The organism is Azospira sp. APE16 (assembly GCF_047901315.1).
Lineage (GTDB): Bacteria > Pseudomonadota > Gammaproteobacteria > Burkholderiales > Rhodocyclaceae > Azospira > Azospira oryzae.
In genome coordinates this window covers 2,420,278-2,433,307 of the sequence record NZ_CP179682.1, presented here as the reverse complement: position 1 = coordinate 2,433,307, position 13,030 = coordinate 2,420,278, and the positions used below count along the sequence as shown (strand labels likewise).

The following is a 13,030-nucleotide window of genomic DNA, read 5'->3' as shown; positions in this document are numbered from 1 at the left end:
ATGGCCTTCGTAACCAACTTCGACCACCTTAAACAGCTGCACCAGGCAGCTGTGGTCGGGGGCTCGAACAGCAAAGCGTGGATTGAGTTCGCCAGCACCATGATTGACTCCTTCCCCGTGCTCTATCGCAAGGCAAAGACCGTGAATGAGCAGATGGTCAAGCTGGAGAAGGTTATCCAGGAAATCAAGAGGGACGTGGCATGAACGCCCTCTATCTCCTAGCCGCCACCTACACGCTGGTACTGTTCCTCGGGCTGCAATCCCTCAACGTTCAAGGACGGCACCGGATGCTGGCGGCCATTACCAGTTTTGGTATCGGCGCAGCCAACATCACCATCCTCAAGATCATGCCCGGTCCCACGAACATCCTGGAGGTGATGGCCTACCTTGCCGGTGGTCCCCTGGGCATTCTCACCTCCATGGCCATCCACCCGTGGATGGTGCGCCGCTTTGGGAGGAAGCCGGGATGAGCGAGCGCCACAAGATTTTGGACAAGATCAAGAAGTGCCTGGCCTTGTCCGCCAGCAGCAACGAGCACGAGGCTGAGGCTGCATTGCGTCAGGCCAAGAAGCTGATGGAAACTCATGGCATCACCGACCAGGATGTCCAGGCCGCCGAGGCCGAAGAGCACCGAGCGAGAGCCGGCGCCAAGACGACGCCCCCCAGCTGGGAAGAGTCCCTGGCATCAAAGATCGCTGACGCATTCGGCTGCCGGCTCGTCTTTTCGGCCTATCTCTGGAACTGCCAAAGCAAGTGGAGCTTTATCGGCTGCGGCGCCGCTCCCGAGGTAGCCAGCTATGCCTTCTCCGTACTCCATCGGCAAGCCAAGCGGGCACGGGATGAACACATCAAGACGCGCCTCAAGCGTTGCAAGAGGGCCATCAAGACGCGTCGGGCTGACCTATTCAATGATGGCTGGGTACATGCCGTTGCGGGCAAAATAGAGAGCTTTGCCGGAAATGAGCAGCAGACCGCCGCTATCGACGCCTACATGGCTAAGCACTACCCCAGCCTGGGGAACCTCAAATCACGTGACCGAAACGACGGTCGCACCCTGCGCGACCACGAACATGGCGACTTTTTTGCCGGTCACCGCTCTGGCCGTGATGCCCAACTCAACCGTGGGGTAGGTGGTGCTGACCAACACTCCCAGCTGGAAGACTTGAGAGGCCGTCAATGAGCGACCTGACCAAGCACTATCTCCAGCTGGTGGGCATCGCCAAGGGCTGGGCGCTCAAGAATCTGCCAGGCTGGTGCGATGAGACTCACCGTGATCTGCTGTCCCGACACGGGGCCACGATGGTCGATGGCCGCGTCTCCGCCAGCACCATGACTGTTCCCCAGCTGGGCGCGGTCCTGGATGACTACGAGCACCGGGGCTGGCCGCGTACCAAGAAGGTCTTTAGCCAGGGCAAGACGGCAGCCAGGTCAGTGCCGCCGCATATCTCCCATCTGTTCCGTCTGTGGGGCAAGCTCGGCCAGGCGGGCAAGGTGGCCAACGCCACCCGCCCGGCCTTGCTGGCCTTCTGCGCCCGCCAGGTCGGCCGGCCCGTGCCCGATCTGGACAGCCTGAACGTGGCCGAGTGCCAGAACATCACCGAAGCCCTCAAAGGCTGGTTGGGGCGCGTGTAGCCATGGGCCAGCCACGCCAACGCCAAACCCTCCCCGTTGATCCTGCTGTGGATCAGGTGGACAGCTTCCCGGCTGTCGATGAGGAACTGCTCAAGACCCTGCCGCCCGTCCTACGGGCGGTGGTGCGGGCCTTGGGCTTCGGGCGGGCACGGGAATGGCTGGCTGACCATGGCGGGGTGAATGTCACTATCCCAGCCTTCCGCACCATTGCGTTGAACCTGGAGCCGGACGAACTGGTCCGCCTGCGGGCAACGCTGGCTCCCCACCTGGACGCAGCGGGCCGGTGCTGCCTGCCCAAAGCAGACAAGCTGTTCATCCGGGTGCGCGACGCCCAGATCAGAAAGGACAGAGCCAGCACCAGCATCAACACGCTGGCCAGGCGCAACCGTCTTTCCTCTCGCCAGATTCTCAACATCTGCCGGGAAGACGACGACAGGCAGTTCGACCTGTTCTAAGCGATTGGGCGGCAATCGCCCATCGACAACGCTTCACGAATGCCCTGTGTTGCGTTTGAAAGCCGTTTAAAAGCGCCTTTCAGGCCTTGGGGTATAGGACGGCCCCACCAAGGCGCCTAAACGCCTCAAATCGCCTTCCCTGCGATCTGCCAGAAATCACCGGGCAGGAAACATTTCTCACGGTGATCGAAATCACCCCGACGGCAAAAATGCTCCCGAACTGTTGAGGAGCAAGCCGTGCCACAGAAGACCTCTACCACCGCCATCGGCGCCCTGACCGCCATGACCGCCATCGGCGCCCTGTCATTCGAGCTGATGACGGGCACCGGTGATGCACCTACCGAAGCGCATCTGCTTCCCCCCGGCCCCTTTCGCGCCATGGATGGTCGCCCCGGGAACATGGATGGGGTGCAGTGCCAGGACTGGCAACTCAACGCCGCCATCGCAGCCCGGGTCATTGCCCTGGCTTCCAGTCGCAAGAACGACATCCTCATCGACTTTGAGCATCAGAGCCTGCGCTCCGCCGATAACGGCAAGCGGGTCGAGGCTGCCGGGTGGATTCCGCGCACCCTGGAGTGGCGAGAAGGCAAGGGGCTGTACGCACTGAACATCAGTTGGGTCGGCGACACCGCCAGCCTGATCGTCAGCAAGAAGTATCGCTACTTGAGCGCGATCTTCCTGTTCGACGTGCTGACCGGGGAGGTTTTGGAAATCCTCTCTGTCGGCCTCACCAATACCCCCGGCCTGGACGGCCTGGACGCCCTGGCCGATCTGGCCCGCAAGCAATCCGCTATTTCAACCGAGAAGGAGGCCGACATGGCTGACCAAACCCAGGTAACGGCGCTCACTTCCGAGCGTGACGGCCTGAAGACCCAAGTAGCAGCGCTCACCACCGAACGCGATGGCCTGTCCGCCAAGGTCGCCGCCCTGACCGCCGAGCGTGACGCTCAGAAGACCAAGCTGGATTCCCTGGAGCAGGAAAAGGCCGACGCTGCCTTGGCCTCGGAAAAGGCCAAGCATGCCGAACTGCTCACGGCGGCCCTGAGCGATGGCCGCCTGGTCCCCGCCCAGAAGCCCTGGGCCGAGAAGCAGAGCCTGGCCGCCCTCACCGAATACCTGGATGCCACCAAGCCCCTGCCCATTACTCAAACCCAGGCCGAGCGCAAGGATGGCAAGGACGGGAACCATGGGCTGGATGCCGAAGCGCTGGCCTGGTGCAACCGCATGGGGGTAACTCCCGATCAGTACGTCGAGGCCAAGAAGTCCCAGTCCTAAGAGCCGGCCGGGACACCACCCTCTATCCACGTTTTAAGTTTCAGGAGATTTACATGCCCATGCTTACCCAAACCCAGATCGACAATCTGAAGACCACCCTCATTGCCCGCTGGAATGCCGGCCTGGCGCTTTCCAAGGAAGACTGGAAGCTGGTCGCCAAGTTGGTGAACAGTAACGGCGCATCCAACACCTACGCCTGGCTGACCCAGTTCCCGGTCTTCCGCGAATGGGTTGGCGCCCGCTTCCACAAGGCCGTCGCCGAACGTGCCTACCATGTCAAGAACCGGAAGTTCGAAGCCACCATTGATGTGAGCGTTGATGACATCGACGACGACAACCTGGGCCAGTACGGCACCCTGGCCGAAGGTGCCGGTCAGTCCTCCATCGACCTGAAGAACGACCTGGTCTATCAGGCCCTGGCCGCCGGTTTTTCCAGCGAGTGCTACGACGGCCAGTATTTCTTCGATACCGACCACCCGACCTATGCCAATGAAGACGGCACCGGCTCGCTGGTGACTGTCAGCAACATGCAGGCCGGTGCAGGGGCACCCTGGATTCTGCTCTGCACCAAGCGCGCTCCGGCCCCGATCTACCTCCAGGAGCGCATGAAGCCCCGCTTCGACATGCTCACTGCCGTCCAGAGCGACCGCAACTTCGACTACGACCAGATCAGCTTCGGCGGCAAGTGGCGGGGCGATGCGGCCTACGGCTTCTGGCAGTGCGCCTTCGGCTCCAAGGCCGACCTGACTGCTGCCAACTTCGAGGCCGCCTATGACGCCATGGGCGACTTCAAGGGCGACGGCCAGCGCAAGCTCGGCATCCTGGCCGACACCCTGGTGGTCGGCCTGGCAAACCGGGCCGCCGCCGAAGCCATTCTGACCAAGGCGAACCTGGCCGGCGGTGAATCCAACACCAACTACAAGCGGGTGGAACTGATCGTCACCCCCTGGCTGTAACCAACCCATACCACCCGAGAGCAGCGACGCCCGGCGGGATTGCCCGCCGGGTGCGACGGCCTAGGTAGGAGAGCGACATGAAAAAACTGTATGTACGGATTCACCAGAAGCAAGCTGCGGCGAGCTTCTGCCGTTGTGGCATCAAATTCACCAAGGCGTGGCAGCTGCTGGAGGCCGTCGATGCCGCCACCGCTGCACGCCTGGAAGCAGAGCAGATGCTGGAGGTGTCGGAAACCAAACCGGCGGACCTGGAGGACGAAATGCCCAACGAAGCTGACCCTTCGGGCACCTCCACCACCGCGCTGGTTTCCGGCACCCCGGCGGCTGCACCGAACAGCGGCGCTCCGGCGGCTCCCGAAGACCCGGTCATTCGTCTGGAGGCCATCCGCGCCGCCATCGCCCAGCTCGACAAGGAAGACGACACCCTCTGGACGGGCGCTGGCAAGCCGAAAACCGAAGCCATCGCCGCCATCACGGGCTGGCCGGTGACGGCTGCCGAGCGCGATGCTGCCCTGGTGGAAGTCGGGGAGCAGTAAATGGCCTTCGCTTCCCGCGCTGATCTGCTTGCCCGGAGCAATGCCCGGCGCCTTGCCAATCTGGCGGTCCCTGCCGATATGGATATGGTGCCGGATGAGGCTCTGCGGGCCGCCATCGCGGGGAGCGACCTCGACATCTTCACCCCGGCAGACCAGGCTGCCCTCGCACTAGCCCTGGAGGCCATCGACAAGGCCCTGGCCGACGCCGACGCGCTCATCCTTTCCTACGGCATCCCGAACACCATCCAGACCACGCTGCTGGCCCGGCTGGCCTCCACCGTGGCGCTCTATTACCTGCAAGGGGCCGAGCGGATGACGGATGATGTCCGCAAGGCTTACGACGGCGTGATCGACACCTTGAAGGCACATAGCCGAGGTGACCTTGACCTGGTGCCTGCCGCCCCCACCGATCCGGCGCCATCCGGCGACCTGGTCATCATTTCCTCCAGGCCTGGTCGTTATGGCGTTGCCGACATCGACGATGAGGTATGGCCGTGATTTCGCTACGCCCCCTCATCGAGCACCTGGAGAAGAAACCTGCCGGGTTCGACGGCGTGTGGTTCCGCCAGGTGGAAGGGGCCGCCGAGTTCGCCCGCATTGACCCAAAAAAGCTGCCACTTCCCGCCGCCTGGATCGTGCGGGCAGCGGACAAGGTGCAACACGCCGGGGAGCGGGCCGAGAACGTGACACTGGGGTTCGACGTCGTGATTGCCATCGAGAACATCCGCGCCCATGCCCCAGGCGAAACCGACGACGTGCTGCTCAAGTACCGCAAGGCCGTGTATGCCCTGCTGCTGGGCTGGGAAATAGAGCCAGACGTGCGGCCGCTCCAGTTCGCTGGTGGCCAGGTGCTGGAATACACCGATGGTGACCTCTACTGGCGCGACCGCTACGACTTCGAGGCCCTGATTACCAACTATCTGCCGGACCCGGCGCCCTTTGATCAACTCACCTACGCGGGAGACAAGCTGTGACCATTACTTTTTCCGAAGTCCCCCAGGCGCTGCGCATGCCCGGCGGCTATATCGAGATCGACGGCAGCCAGGCCGGGCTGGGCGGTGACCTGCCCGCCGTGCTACTGGTTGGCCACAAGCTGCCCACCGGCACTGCCCCGGTCGGTGAGGTGGTGCGCCTCTCCGGCATCGGGGACGCCCAGGCCAAGGCTGGCCCCGGTTCCATGCTGGCGCAGATGGCCTCCCGCTACCGCAAGATCGACCCGACCCTGGACATTTACATGCTGCCCTATGCCGACAACCCGGCAGGCGTGGCCTCGACCGGCACCATCACGGTGACCAGTCCCGCCACCGCCAGCGGCACCTTGGCCCTCTACATTTCCCAGAAGCTCGTCAGCGTGGGCGTCGCCATCGGCCAGACCACGGCCCAGATCGCCACCGCCATCGCCCAGGCCATCACCGACGCCGGTATCGACATCCCGGTGACGGCGGCGGCGGCCGATAACGCGGTGACCCTCACCGCCCGCCACAAGGGCACCTGCGGCAACGCCATCGACCTGCGCCTGAACCTCTACGGCGAGGACACCCCGGAGGGGCTGGTACTTGCCCTGCAGGCCATGTCCGGCGGCGCTGGCGACCCCGCGCCCGGCGACTTGGCCGCCCAGATCGGCCAGCGCTGGTTCCGCTACTTGGCCTTGGGCATCAACGATGCCGCCACCCTGGCCGCCTGGCATGCCGAAAGCCAACGGCGCTACAAGGTCCCCGTCCAGGCCGGGTTCCGGGCTTTCGCTGCCTTCCGTGGCGACTACGAAGCGGCGGCGGGCTTCGGCGAGACCAAGAACTACGAGCACATTTGCGACCTGTGGCTGGGCATCAGCCCGCCCACCACCTGGGAGGCTGCTGCCACCCTGGCTGCTGCTGCCGCGCCGCGCCTCTACAACAACCCGGTCATTTCCTTGGAAGGTACGCCCCTGCCCGGCTTGCAAGCGGACGTCGGCTACAACGACTTCACCATCGGCAACAGCCTGCTGTTCAAGGGCATGTCCGTGATGGAAGTCGGCAAGGATGGCTCTTGCTACATCAAGCGCCTGATCTCCATGTACCAGTACCGCTCCGATAGCAGCGCCGACGACGCCTTCCTGGACATCAACGTGGCCGAGGTGATGGAGCGCATCCGCTACGAGCAGCGCATCGGTGCCATCAAGAAGTTCCGGGGTACGGTGGCGGCAAGGACCGACGAGGGCTACCGCCCCGGCCTGCCCATCACCACCGAAGACGGCGTCAAGGCCTACCTGCTGTCCCTCTACAAGAACGTGCTCATGGCGGAATACGGCTGGGTGCAAGAGTACAGCTACTACAAGAGCACCCTGTTCGTGGAGCAAGACCCGAACAACTCCAGCCGCTTCAACTTCCGGGACGACCCGGTGGTGAATTCGCCGTTCTACATCCTGGCGGGCCGCTCTAGCTTCCGCAAGGCCGTGCCCACGTACTAAGCGGCGCCTGATCCAAACCTGTCCCAATGGATACTGCCCAGGTACGCCTGGGCATAATTTGAAAGGGCTTTACCCATGGCAAAAATCAACAACATCCGCACCGTGTCGGTTCCCTCCATCGGCAAGCTGCCGCTGGCCGAGAAACCCGGCACCTTCACCCCCAGCGGAACCAAGCGCGAACATAAAGGGGGGCGCCTGCCGGAAGACGGCGGCTTCACCGAGTCCGGCGCTCCGGCCAAGCTGGAACTGAACATCAACCTGCTGGGCGGGGTGGACATCATTGCCCTCAACGCCATCGCCGATGAGGACGTGACGGTACGTCTGGCCGATGGCCACGTGCACATGATGAGCCAGGCATTCGTCACCGAGCCGGTTCCGGTCGGCGATGGCGAGAGCAAGCTGACCATCATGGCCAACACCTCCGAGCAGATTTCCTAAGGGCACCAACACCATGAAGACCTTGAAACTCAAGAAGCCGCTGACCTTCGGCAAAAAGACCGTGGATGAACTGAAATTCCGCGAGTACGCCACGGCGGAAGACTTGCTAGCGTTCGATGAGACCGGCCCTAATCGGCAGACTATCGCCCTGCTCGCCAGTCTGACCGGCACCGACGAAAGCCTGATCAAGCAGCTGCACGTCACCGACTACCGTGCCGCCGATGCCATCGCCTCCGAGTTGATCCGTCCCGAGACCGGCGAAAAAAAAGAGCAAGAGTCCTTACTGCCTGCGCCCTAGTTGCCAGAGGGCTGCACCAGGACTTGCGCTATGTGAAAGCGATGCCACTGTCAGAGTTGTTTGTCTGGGCAGAGATCGCAGCAGCAATCGAAGGGAAGAAGTTTGAATAAACCCGGAACCATCGGGTAGGAAACATTTCCCGTCTGCTCCACCCGCTTTACCCTCTATAAGCTCCAGATACCCCCCGGTTCTGGAGCTTTTTTCATGTCGTCGTCCGCCGTTGATGTTGAAGTACGCCTCAAGATGAAGGACGGCGCGACGGCTGGAATTAAGGCCGTCTCGCAATCCGCAGAACAAGCGGCCAACAAGACTGCGGCTGCCACTGTCGCTGCCGCAAACAAGTCTGCGGCGGCAAGCGAACAATCCGCCTCACGGTCACGCTCCGCCTACGAAAAGCTATCCCGTGCCCGCGAAACGCTTGGAGTGCGTTCCGAGCGGGAAGTCCAGCGGGAAATCCAGCAGACCGAAGCTGCCTATAACCGCCTCGCCAGAAGCGGCGCAGCCAGCGCCCGCGAACTGGCCAGGGCGCAAGAGGCAAGCATCGAGAAGGTGCGCAAGCTCCGGCAGGAGATGGGGGAATTGACCAAGATGCAGCGCCTCGGCCAAGTCGCCCAGGTAGGTGCTGCCGTCGGCGCTGGCGGGATGGCGGCCAAGGCCGTAATCGACAACCCCGTTCGCTCCTACACCGATCTTGAGGCCGCCCAGGCCGATTTGAAGATTGCGCTCATGGCCAAGGGCGGCAAGGTCTCTGCTGCCTACGATGAGGTGATTCGTCAGTCTACTGACCTCGGCAACAAGCTGCCGGGAGCGACAAAGGATTTCGTGGCGGCGGCATCGGCGCTCAAGGAACAGGGCATGACGGAAAGCGCCATCACCGGCGGCGGATTGAAGGCATCCGCCTATTTCGGCGTGTTGGCCGAGATGAATCAATACCAGTCGGCGACGACGATTGCCAAGATGCGCGAGGCTTACGGGCTGGGTGACAACGAGTTGCCAGAGATGGCCAACCTGATGCAGAAGTCACGCTACGCTTACGGCATCCACCCCGACGATTTCAGGGGCGTGGCGCAGTATGCCGCCCCGACCTACAACACCCTGGGCCTGACCGGGTTGCAGAACGCCAAGCAGCTGCTGGCGGTGCAGGGCATGGCGGCCAGCGTCGGGCTGGAAAACACCTCTTTCGGTACGAACTTCGCCGCGATGCTCCAGCGCACGGCGCAGATTGACTCCCGCCTGGGGGGCAAGGGCAAAGAGGCGGCAGAAGCTCGTGAAGCCTTGGCCGAGCACGGCATCAAGATGGATTTCTTCGACAAGAACGGGAAGTTCGCAGGCATCGAGCACATGTTCTCCGAGCTGGACAAGCTCAAGCCGCTCAAAGACATTGACCGCATGCACGTCCTGAACAAGCTGTTTGGCGTGGAAGCATCGCGCCCGGCGTCCATCATCATCGAAAAAGGCGGCCTGGCCGCGTTCCGGGAATCCATGGCCAGGCAGGAAGCCCAGGCGGACATGGAAGAGCGAATCGCCATGAAGACCAGCACCCTCAAGTCCAAGGAAGAGGCGCTGGCGGGCACATGGGAAAACACCAAGGCCAGTGCGGCGCGAGGGCTTGGGGAGTCAAAGAAAGGTGCTCTGGATTCCGTGAATGCCATCCTGGGCGACACAATCCAGCCAGCCATCGACAAGCATCCTGGCCTCGGCACGGGCGCTGTGACTTCCGCCGCAGCTGGTGCGGGTATTGCCACCACCGCCGGTTCGTTGGCGGCCTTGCGGGCCGTCATGGGAACGCAAGGCGGCATGCGGATGCTGTCGTCCATTCCCGGCATCACGACGATGGCGAGCGCCGCCAGCCGCCTGCCGGTGGTCGCCAAAGGCCCCGGTATGTTCGGCCTCGCCGCCAGCCTTGGTGGCGCGGTCTTGTCCTCTGTGGCGGGTGAGGAATCCGCCACGGCGCGTTATGGCTCGGCTGCGCTCAGTGGGGCCGGGCTTGGGGCCACCATCGGCAGCATCATCCCTGGCATCGGAACGGCGGTAGGTGCAGCCGTCGGCGGTGTGGGCGGCTTGCTGGTGCAGGGCATTACCGACGCCCTGCGGCCCAATGCCGAGCAGCAGCCCGCCACCATGAAGGCGGATATCACCGTGGGCCTGGCACCCGGCCTGGTGCTGCAAGGCCAGTCCATGCAGGCCAGCGGTGGGAACGTGCAGATGAACACCGGCAACGTCTGGAATGGTGCGCCCTGATGACCTGGCTTGATCGCATGTCCCGTGGCTCGTTCCGGGGGTTCGAGTTCCTGACCGAGAGCCATGATGCCAAGGGTGGCCGCCGCCTGGCGGTGCACGAGTTTCCTGGTGCTGAAGTCGCCAGCGTACAGGACCTGGGAGGCAAGGCGTGGGACTGGAAGCTGAACGCCTATTTCATCGGCCCCGACTACGACCTGGAGCGCAACGGCTTCCTGGCCAAGCTGGCAGAACCAGGCGCTGACTGGCTGACGCACCCCTGGTTGGGCCTGCTGTGGGTGCGGGCACACACCTGGTCGATCCATGAAAGCACCGACAAGGGCGGCTACTGCGTCATTTCCATCGAGTTCGTTCCCGGCGGGGATTCTGTGCAGCCGACGCCGGACATGGTGGACGTGGCCTTCGACCGCACCCGAAAGCTGGCGGATGCCGTGGAGGGTGACTTCGGCCTGGAGCCGATGAGCGCTGATGGTATGACGGCCTTCATCGCCGCAGTGCATCAGAAGCTGGAGGTACTGCGCCAGGTGATTTCCCTGGCTACCCTGCCGCTCACCTGGGCGAATCAGATCAAGGGGCTGATCGCCGGAGTGAAGGGTGACCTGGCCGTGCTGATGGGCATGCCTGCCGCCTACGCCTCGGCCTTCCGTGGCCTGACCAATGCCCTGGGCGGCGGTGCTGACAGCAGCGGCCTGGCCGACACTGACCGGCCCCGCGTGGTGTCCCGTATCGCCCGCGTGGCCACCGCCAAGAATGCCGTGGCCCTCTCCGGCGTGGCTGCCACCGATGGTGCCGTGCGCCGCAACCTGCTGCGGGAAGAGGCCCTGCGCAGCCGCCTGCTGGTGACCTCTGCCGCTCAGGTGGCCATGGCCGACTATCGCGCCGAGGCCGACCGGGATGCGGCACTGGCCAGCGTGGTATCTGCCATCGACGCGCTGCTGCCCAGCCTGCCCGATCCGGTGTTCCAGGCCGCCGTAGCGGCCCGCACGTCCCTGATCGAGGCGCTGCTGGCCCAGGACTTGAAGCCCGCCACTTACCGCGACGTGACGGCCCCGCTGCCCGCCATCGTGCTGGCCCACCGGCTGGGGGTGGATGAGGCGGTATTCCTGGCCCGCAACGCCGTGCGGCACCCGCTGTTCGTGAGGGGTCGCGTCTATGGATGAGGTACTGGCCGAGATCCGTTTCGACGGCCTGCGCTACGGCTACTGGCAGAAGGTCGATATACGGGAGTCGGTGGATGACCTGTGCGCCTCGGTGCGCCTGGCCATCACCCGCCCTGGCACCGGGGATTCCCTGGGCCTGACGGCCAACACCGTGGCCGACGTGCTGATCGGCGACGGCCTGGTGACGAAGGTCCGCCCGGACAGCGTCCGCCGCCAGGTCGATGCCGACAGCCACGCCATCTACATCGAGGCCCGCTCACTGGGGCGGGAACTGGTGGATTGCCAGTATTCCAAGACCCTGTCCGGCCTCAAGCTGGGTGAGATCGTGAAGCGCATTTGCAGCACCTTCAAAGTGCCTGTGAAGATCGAGGCGGAAACCGCCGTGGTTCCCGATTTCTCCATGCAGTGTGAGCTACCGGCCAATGCCCTCATCAACGCGGTACGGGCGGCCAACCTGCTGCTCTATCCTCTCCCGGACGGCGGCCTGGTGCTGACCAAGCCGACCGACGCCGCGCCCGTGGCCTCGCTGGAATACGGGGTGCACATCAAGCGCTATGAGGTGGTCGATGAGTTCAAGCTGCGCTTCTCCGACTACGTCATCAAGGGCTACGACTACGCCAGCGATGCGGCCTTGAAGGGCGCGGCCAAGGATGGCGGGATCGGCTTTTTCCGGCCCATGCACATCGTCGCCGACCGGCATGGCCACGGCCTGGGCGGCTGCGACCGGCGGGCCAACCTGGAGCGCAACCGGCGGCTGGCCCGCGCCCATCGCATCGAACTGGAGGTGCCGGGCTGGCGCTACCAGGATGAAGACGGCAACTGGCAGCTGTGGGCCATCAATACCCAGGTGCGGGTCATCATCCCCGAAGAGGGCATCGACGACGTGTTTCTGATCGGCGAGCGCACCTTCCGCTTGGATGACAAGGGCGGCAGCGTGACGCTGTTGCAGGTCATGCACCGGGACGCCTTCATCGGTGAGGAAAAGAAGAAGTCCAAGCGCGGGGCCGGGGTGAAGGGGAGCCGGAAGTGATCGGCCAGATTTGGACGCGGCTCCAGCTGCTCTTCGCCCAGGGCGTCGGCCTGATGATCGGCGCGGACAAGGTGCAGGCGCGTGTGCTGGACGAAGAGCCGCTGCACAACCTCAACCGGGTGGAGCCTTACGGCTATTCGTACCGGCCCAAGCCTGGCTGCCAGACCTACCTGCTGTTCCCCAGCGGCGACCGCTCCTACGGCGTGGCCATCGTGATCGGCGACAAGCGCTACCAGATGGACCTGGTGGAGGGCGAGGTGGCCATCCATGACGACGAAGAGAACTGGGTGCACATCAAGCGCGGCGGGATCATTGAGGCCAAGGCCGCCACCAAGGTCATCGCCGACACACCCCTGTTCGAGACGACGCAGGACGCCAAGATCGGCGGCAACCTGGTGGTGATGGGGCAGACCAACTCCAACGGCGGCTACTACGGCACGGACGGTGGCGCTGCCCAGATGCAGGGCGGCCTCCATGTCACCAACGATTTCACGGTGAACGGCAAGAATGTGAGCGACAGCCATACGCACCCGGTCGCTGGAAGTCATACCCTGGGGGTGGATTGA

Annotated in this window: 17 protein-coding genes; all 17 read left to right on the top strand. The window is 63.7% G+C overall.

What is annotated here, in order from left to right:
• The 17 genes from ACLSSQ_RS11660 to ACLSSQ_RS11580 all read left to right on the top strand — a co-directional run bounded on the left by ACLSSQ_RS11660 (nt 1) and on the right by ACLSSQ_RS11580 (nt 13,030).
• Nucleotides 1-204, top strand: coding sequence for a hypothetical protein (locus ACLSSQ_RS11660; RefSeq protein ID WP_416242759.1), 204 nt, complete (start codon nt 1-3; stop codon nt 202-204).
• Nucleotides 201-470, top strand: coding sequence for a hypothetical protein (locus ACLSSQ_RS11655; protein ID WP_416242758.1), 270 nt, complete (start codon nt 201-203; stop codon nt 468-470). The genes ACLSSQ_RS11660 and ACLSSQ_RS11655 overlap by 4 nt, the downstream gene beginning before the upstream one ends.
• Nucleotides 467-1,180 (top strand): DUF2786 domain-containing protein, encoded by a 714-nt coding sequence (locus ACLSSQ_RS11650; RefSeq protein ID WP_416242757.1) that lies wholly within the window; start codon nt 467-469, stop codon nt 1,178-1,180. The genes ACLSSQ_RS11655 and ACLSSQ_RS11650 overlap by 4 nt, the downstream gene beginning before the upstream one ends.
• Nucleotides 1,177-1,632, top strand: a complete 456-nt coding sequence (locus ACLSSQ_RS11645) for a regulatory protein GemA (RefSeq protein WP_416242756.1) — start codon at nt 1,177-1,179, stop codon at nt 1,630-1,632. The genes ACLSSQ_RS11650 and ACLSSQ_RS11645 overlap by 4 nt, the downstream gene beginning before the upstream one ends.
• A 2-nt stretch (nt 1,633-1,634) precedes the next feature.
• Nucleotides 1,635-2,087: a hypothetical protein gene (locus ACLSSQ_RS11640; RefSeq protein WP_416242755.1), complete on the top strand. Its 453-nt coding sequence runs from the start codon at nt 1,635-1,637 to the stop codon at nt 2,085-2,087.
• A gap of 237 nt (nt 2,088-2,324) precedes the next feature.
• Nucleotides 2,325-3,362 (top strand): phage protease, encoded by a 1,038-nt coding sequence (locus ACLSSQ_RS11635; RefSeq protein WP_416242754.1) that lies wholly within the window; start codon nt 2,325-2,327, stop codon nt 3,360-3,362.
• Nucleotides 3,363-3,421: 59 nt separating this feature from the next.
• Nucleotides 3,422-4,318: a Mu-like prophage major head subunit gpT family protein gene (locus ACLSSQ_RS11630; protein ID WP_416242753.1), complete on the top strand. Its 897-nt coding sequence runs from the start codon at nt 3,422-3,424 to the stop codon at nt 4,316-4,318.
• 77 nt (nt 4,319-4,395) lie between these two features.
• The gene (locus ACLSSQ_RS11625) at nt 4,396-4,854 is read left to right on the top strand and encodes a hypothetical protein (protein WP_416242752.1); all 459 of its coding nucleotides are present in this window, start codon (nt 4,396-4,398) and stop codon (nt 4,852-4,854) included.
• A complete protein-coding gene (locus tag ACLSSQ_RS11620) occupies nt 4,855-5,352 on the top strand; it encodes a phage protein Gp36 family protein (protein ID WP_416242751.1) in 498 nt (165 codons plus the stop codon). It abuts the gene before it with no gap.
• Entirely contained in the window at nt 5,349-5,828 is a 480-nt protein-coding gene (locus ACLSSQ_RS11615; protein ID WP_416242750.1) for a hypothetical protein, read from the top strand. The genes ACLSSQ_RS11620 and ACLSSQ_RS11615 overlap by 4 nt, the downstream gene beginning before the upstream one ends.
• Complete coding sequence (locus ACLSSQ_RS11610) at nt 5,825-7,300, top strand: hypothetical protein (RefSeq protein WP_416242749.1); 1,476 nt, start codon at nt 5,825-5,827, stop codon at nt 7,298-7,300. The genes ACLSSQ_RS11615 and ACLSSQ_RS11610 overlap by 4 nt, the downstream gene beginning before the upstream one ends.
• A 75-nt stretch (nt 7,301-7,375) precedes the next feature.
• Nucleotides 7,376-7,738, top strand: a complete 363-nt coding sequence (locus ACLSSQ_RS11605) for a phage tail tube protein (RefSeq protein WP_416242748.1) — start codon at nt 7,376-7,378, stop codon at nt 7,736-7,738.
• A gap of 13 nt (nt 7,739-7,751) precedes the next feature.
• Nucleotides 7,752-8,036, top strand: coding sequence for a phage tail assembly protein (locus ACLSSQ_RS11600; RefSeq protein ID WP_416242747.1), 285 nt, complete (start codon nt 7,752-7,754; stop codon nt 8,034-8,036).
• Nucleotides 8,037-8,240: 204 nt separating this feature from the next.
• Nucleotides 8,241-10,277, top strand: a complete 2,037-nt coding sequence (locus ACLSSQ_RS11595; protein WP_416242746.1) for a phage tail tape measure protein — start codon at nt 8,241-8,243, stop codon at nt 10,275-10,277.
• Nucleotides 10,277-11,434 (top strand): DNA circularization protein, encoded by a 1,158-nt coding sequence (locus ACLSSQ_RS11590; protein WP_416242745.1) that lies wholly within the window; start codon nt 10,277-10,279, stop codon nt 11,432-11,434. Before ACLSSQ_RS11595 ends, ACLSSQ_RS11590 begins: the two co-directional genes overlap by 1 nt.
• Nucleotides 11,427-12,464, top strand: a complete 1,038-nt coding sequence (locus tag ACLSSQ_RS11585; RefSeq protein ID WP_416242744.1) for a phage baseplate assembly protein — start codon at nt 11,427-11,429, stop codon at nt 12,462-12,464. The genes ACLSSQ_RS11590 and ACLSSQ_RS11585 overlap by 8 nt, the downstream gene beginning before the upstream one ends.
• On the top strand, nt 12,461-13,030 hold the full coding sequence (locus tag ACLSSQ_RS11580) for a phage baseplate assembly protein domain-containing protein (protein WP_416242743.1): 570 nt from the start codon (nt 12,461-12,463) through the stop codon (nt 13,028-13,030). The genes ACLSSQ_RS11585 and ACLSSQ_RS11580 overlap by 4 nt, the downstream gene beginning before the upstream one ends.

What these genes read in the sequence shown, in the direction of transcription:
- ACLSSQ_RS11660 (WP_416242759.1), top strand. Translation starts at nt 1, where the DNA reads ATGGCCTTCGTAACCAACTTCGACCACCTTAAACAGCTGCACCAGGCA.
- ACLSSQ_RS11655 (WP_416242758.1), top strand. Translation starts at nt 201, where the DNA reads ATGAACGCCCTCTATCTCCTAGCCGCCACCTACACGCTGGTACTGTTC.
- ACLSSQ_RS11650 (WP_416242757.1), top strand. Translation starts at nt 467, where the DNA reads ATGAGCGAGCGCCACAAGATTTTGGACAAGATCAAGAAGTGCCTGGCC.
- ACLSSQ_RS11645 (WP_416242756.1), top strand. Translation starts at nt 1,177, where the DNA reads ATGAGCGACCTGACCAAGCACTATCTCCAGCTGGTGGGCATCGCCAAG.
- ACLSSQ_RS11640 (WP_416242755.1), top strand. Translation starts at nt 1,635, where the DNA reads ATGGGCCAGCCACGCCAACGCCAAACCCTCCCCGTTGATCCTGCTGTG.
- ACLSSQ_RS11630 (WP_416242753.1), top strand. Translation starts at nt 3,422, where the DNA reads ATGCTTACCCAAACCCAGATCGACAATCTGAAGACCACCCTCATTGCC.
- ACLSSQ_RS11625 (WP_416242752.1), top strand. Translation starts at nt 4,396, where the DNA reads ATGAAAAAACTGTATGTACGGATTCACCAGAAGCAAGCTGCGGCGAGC.
- ACLSSQ_RS11620 (WP_416242751.1), top strand. Translation starts at nt 4,855, where the DNA reads ATGGCCTTCGCTTCCCGCGCTGATCTGCTTGCCCGGAGCAATGCCCGG.
- ACLSSQ_RS11605 (WP_416242748.1), top strand. Translation starts at nt 7,376, where the DNA reads ATGGCAAAAATCAACAACATCCGCACCGTGTCGGTTCCCTCCATCGGC.
- ACLSSQ_RS11600 (WP_416242747.1), top strand. Translation starts at nt 7,752, where the DNA reads ATGAAGACCTTGAAACTCAAGAAGCCGCTGACCTTCGGCAAAAAGACC.
- ACLSSQ_RS11595 (WP_416242746.1), top strand. Translation starts at nt 8,241, where the DNA reads ATGTCGTCGTCCGCCGTTGATGTTGAAGTACGCCTCAAGATGAAGGAC.
- ACLSSQ_RS11590 (WP_416242745.1), top strand. Translation starts at nt 10,277, where the DNA reads ATGACCTGGCTTGATCGCATGTCCCGTGGCTCGTTCCGGGGGTTCGAG.
- ACLSSQ_RS11585 (WP_416242744.1), top strand. Translation starts at nt 11,427, where the DNA reads ATGGATGAGGTACTGGCCGAGATCCGTTTCGACGGCCTGCGCTACGGC.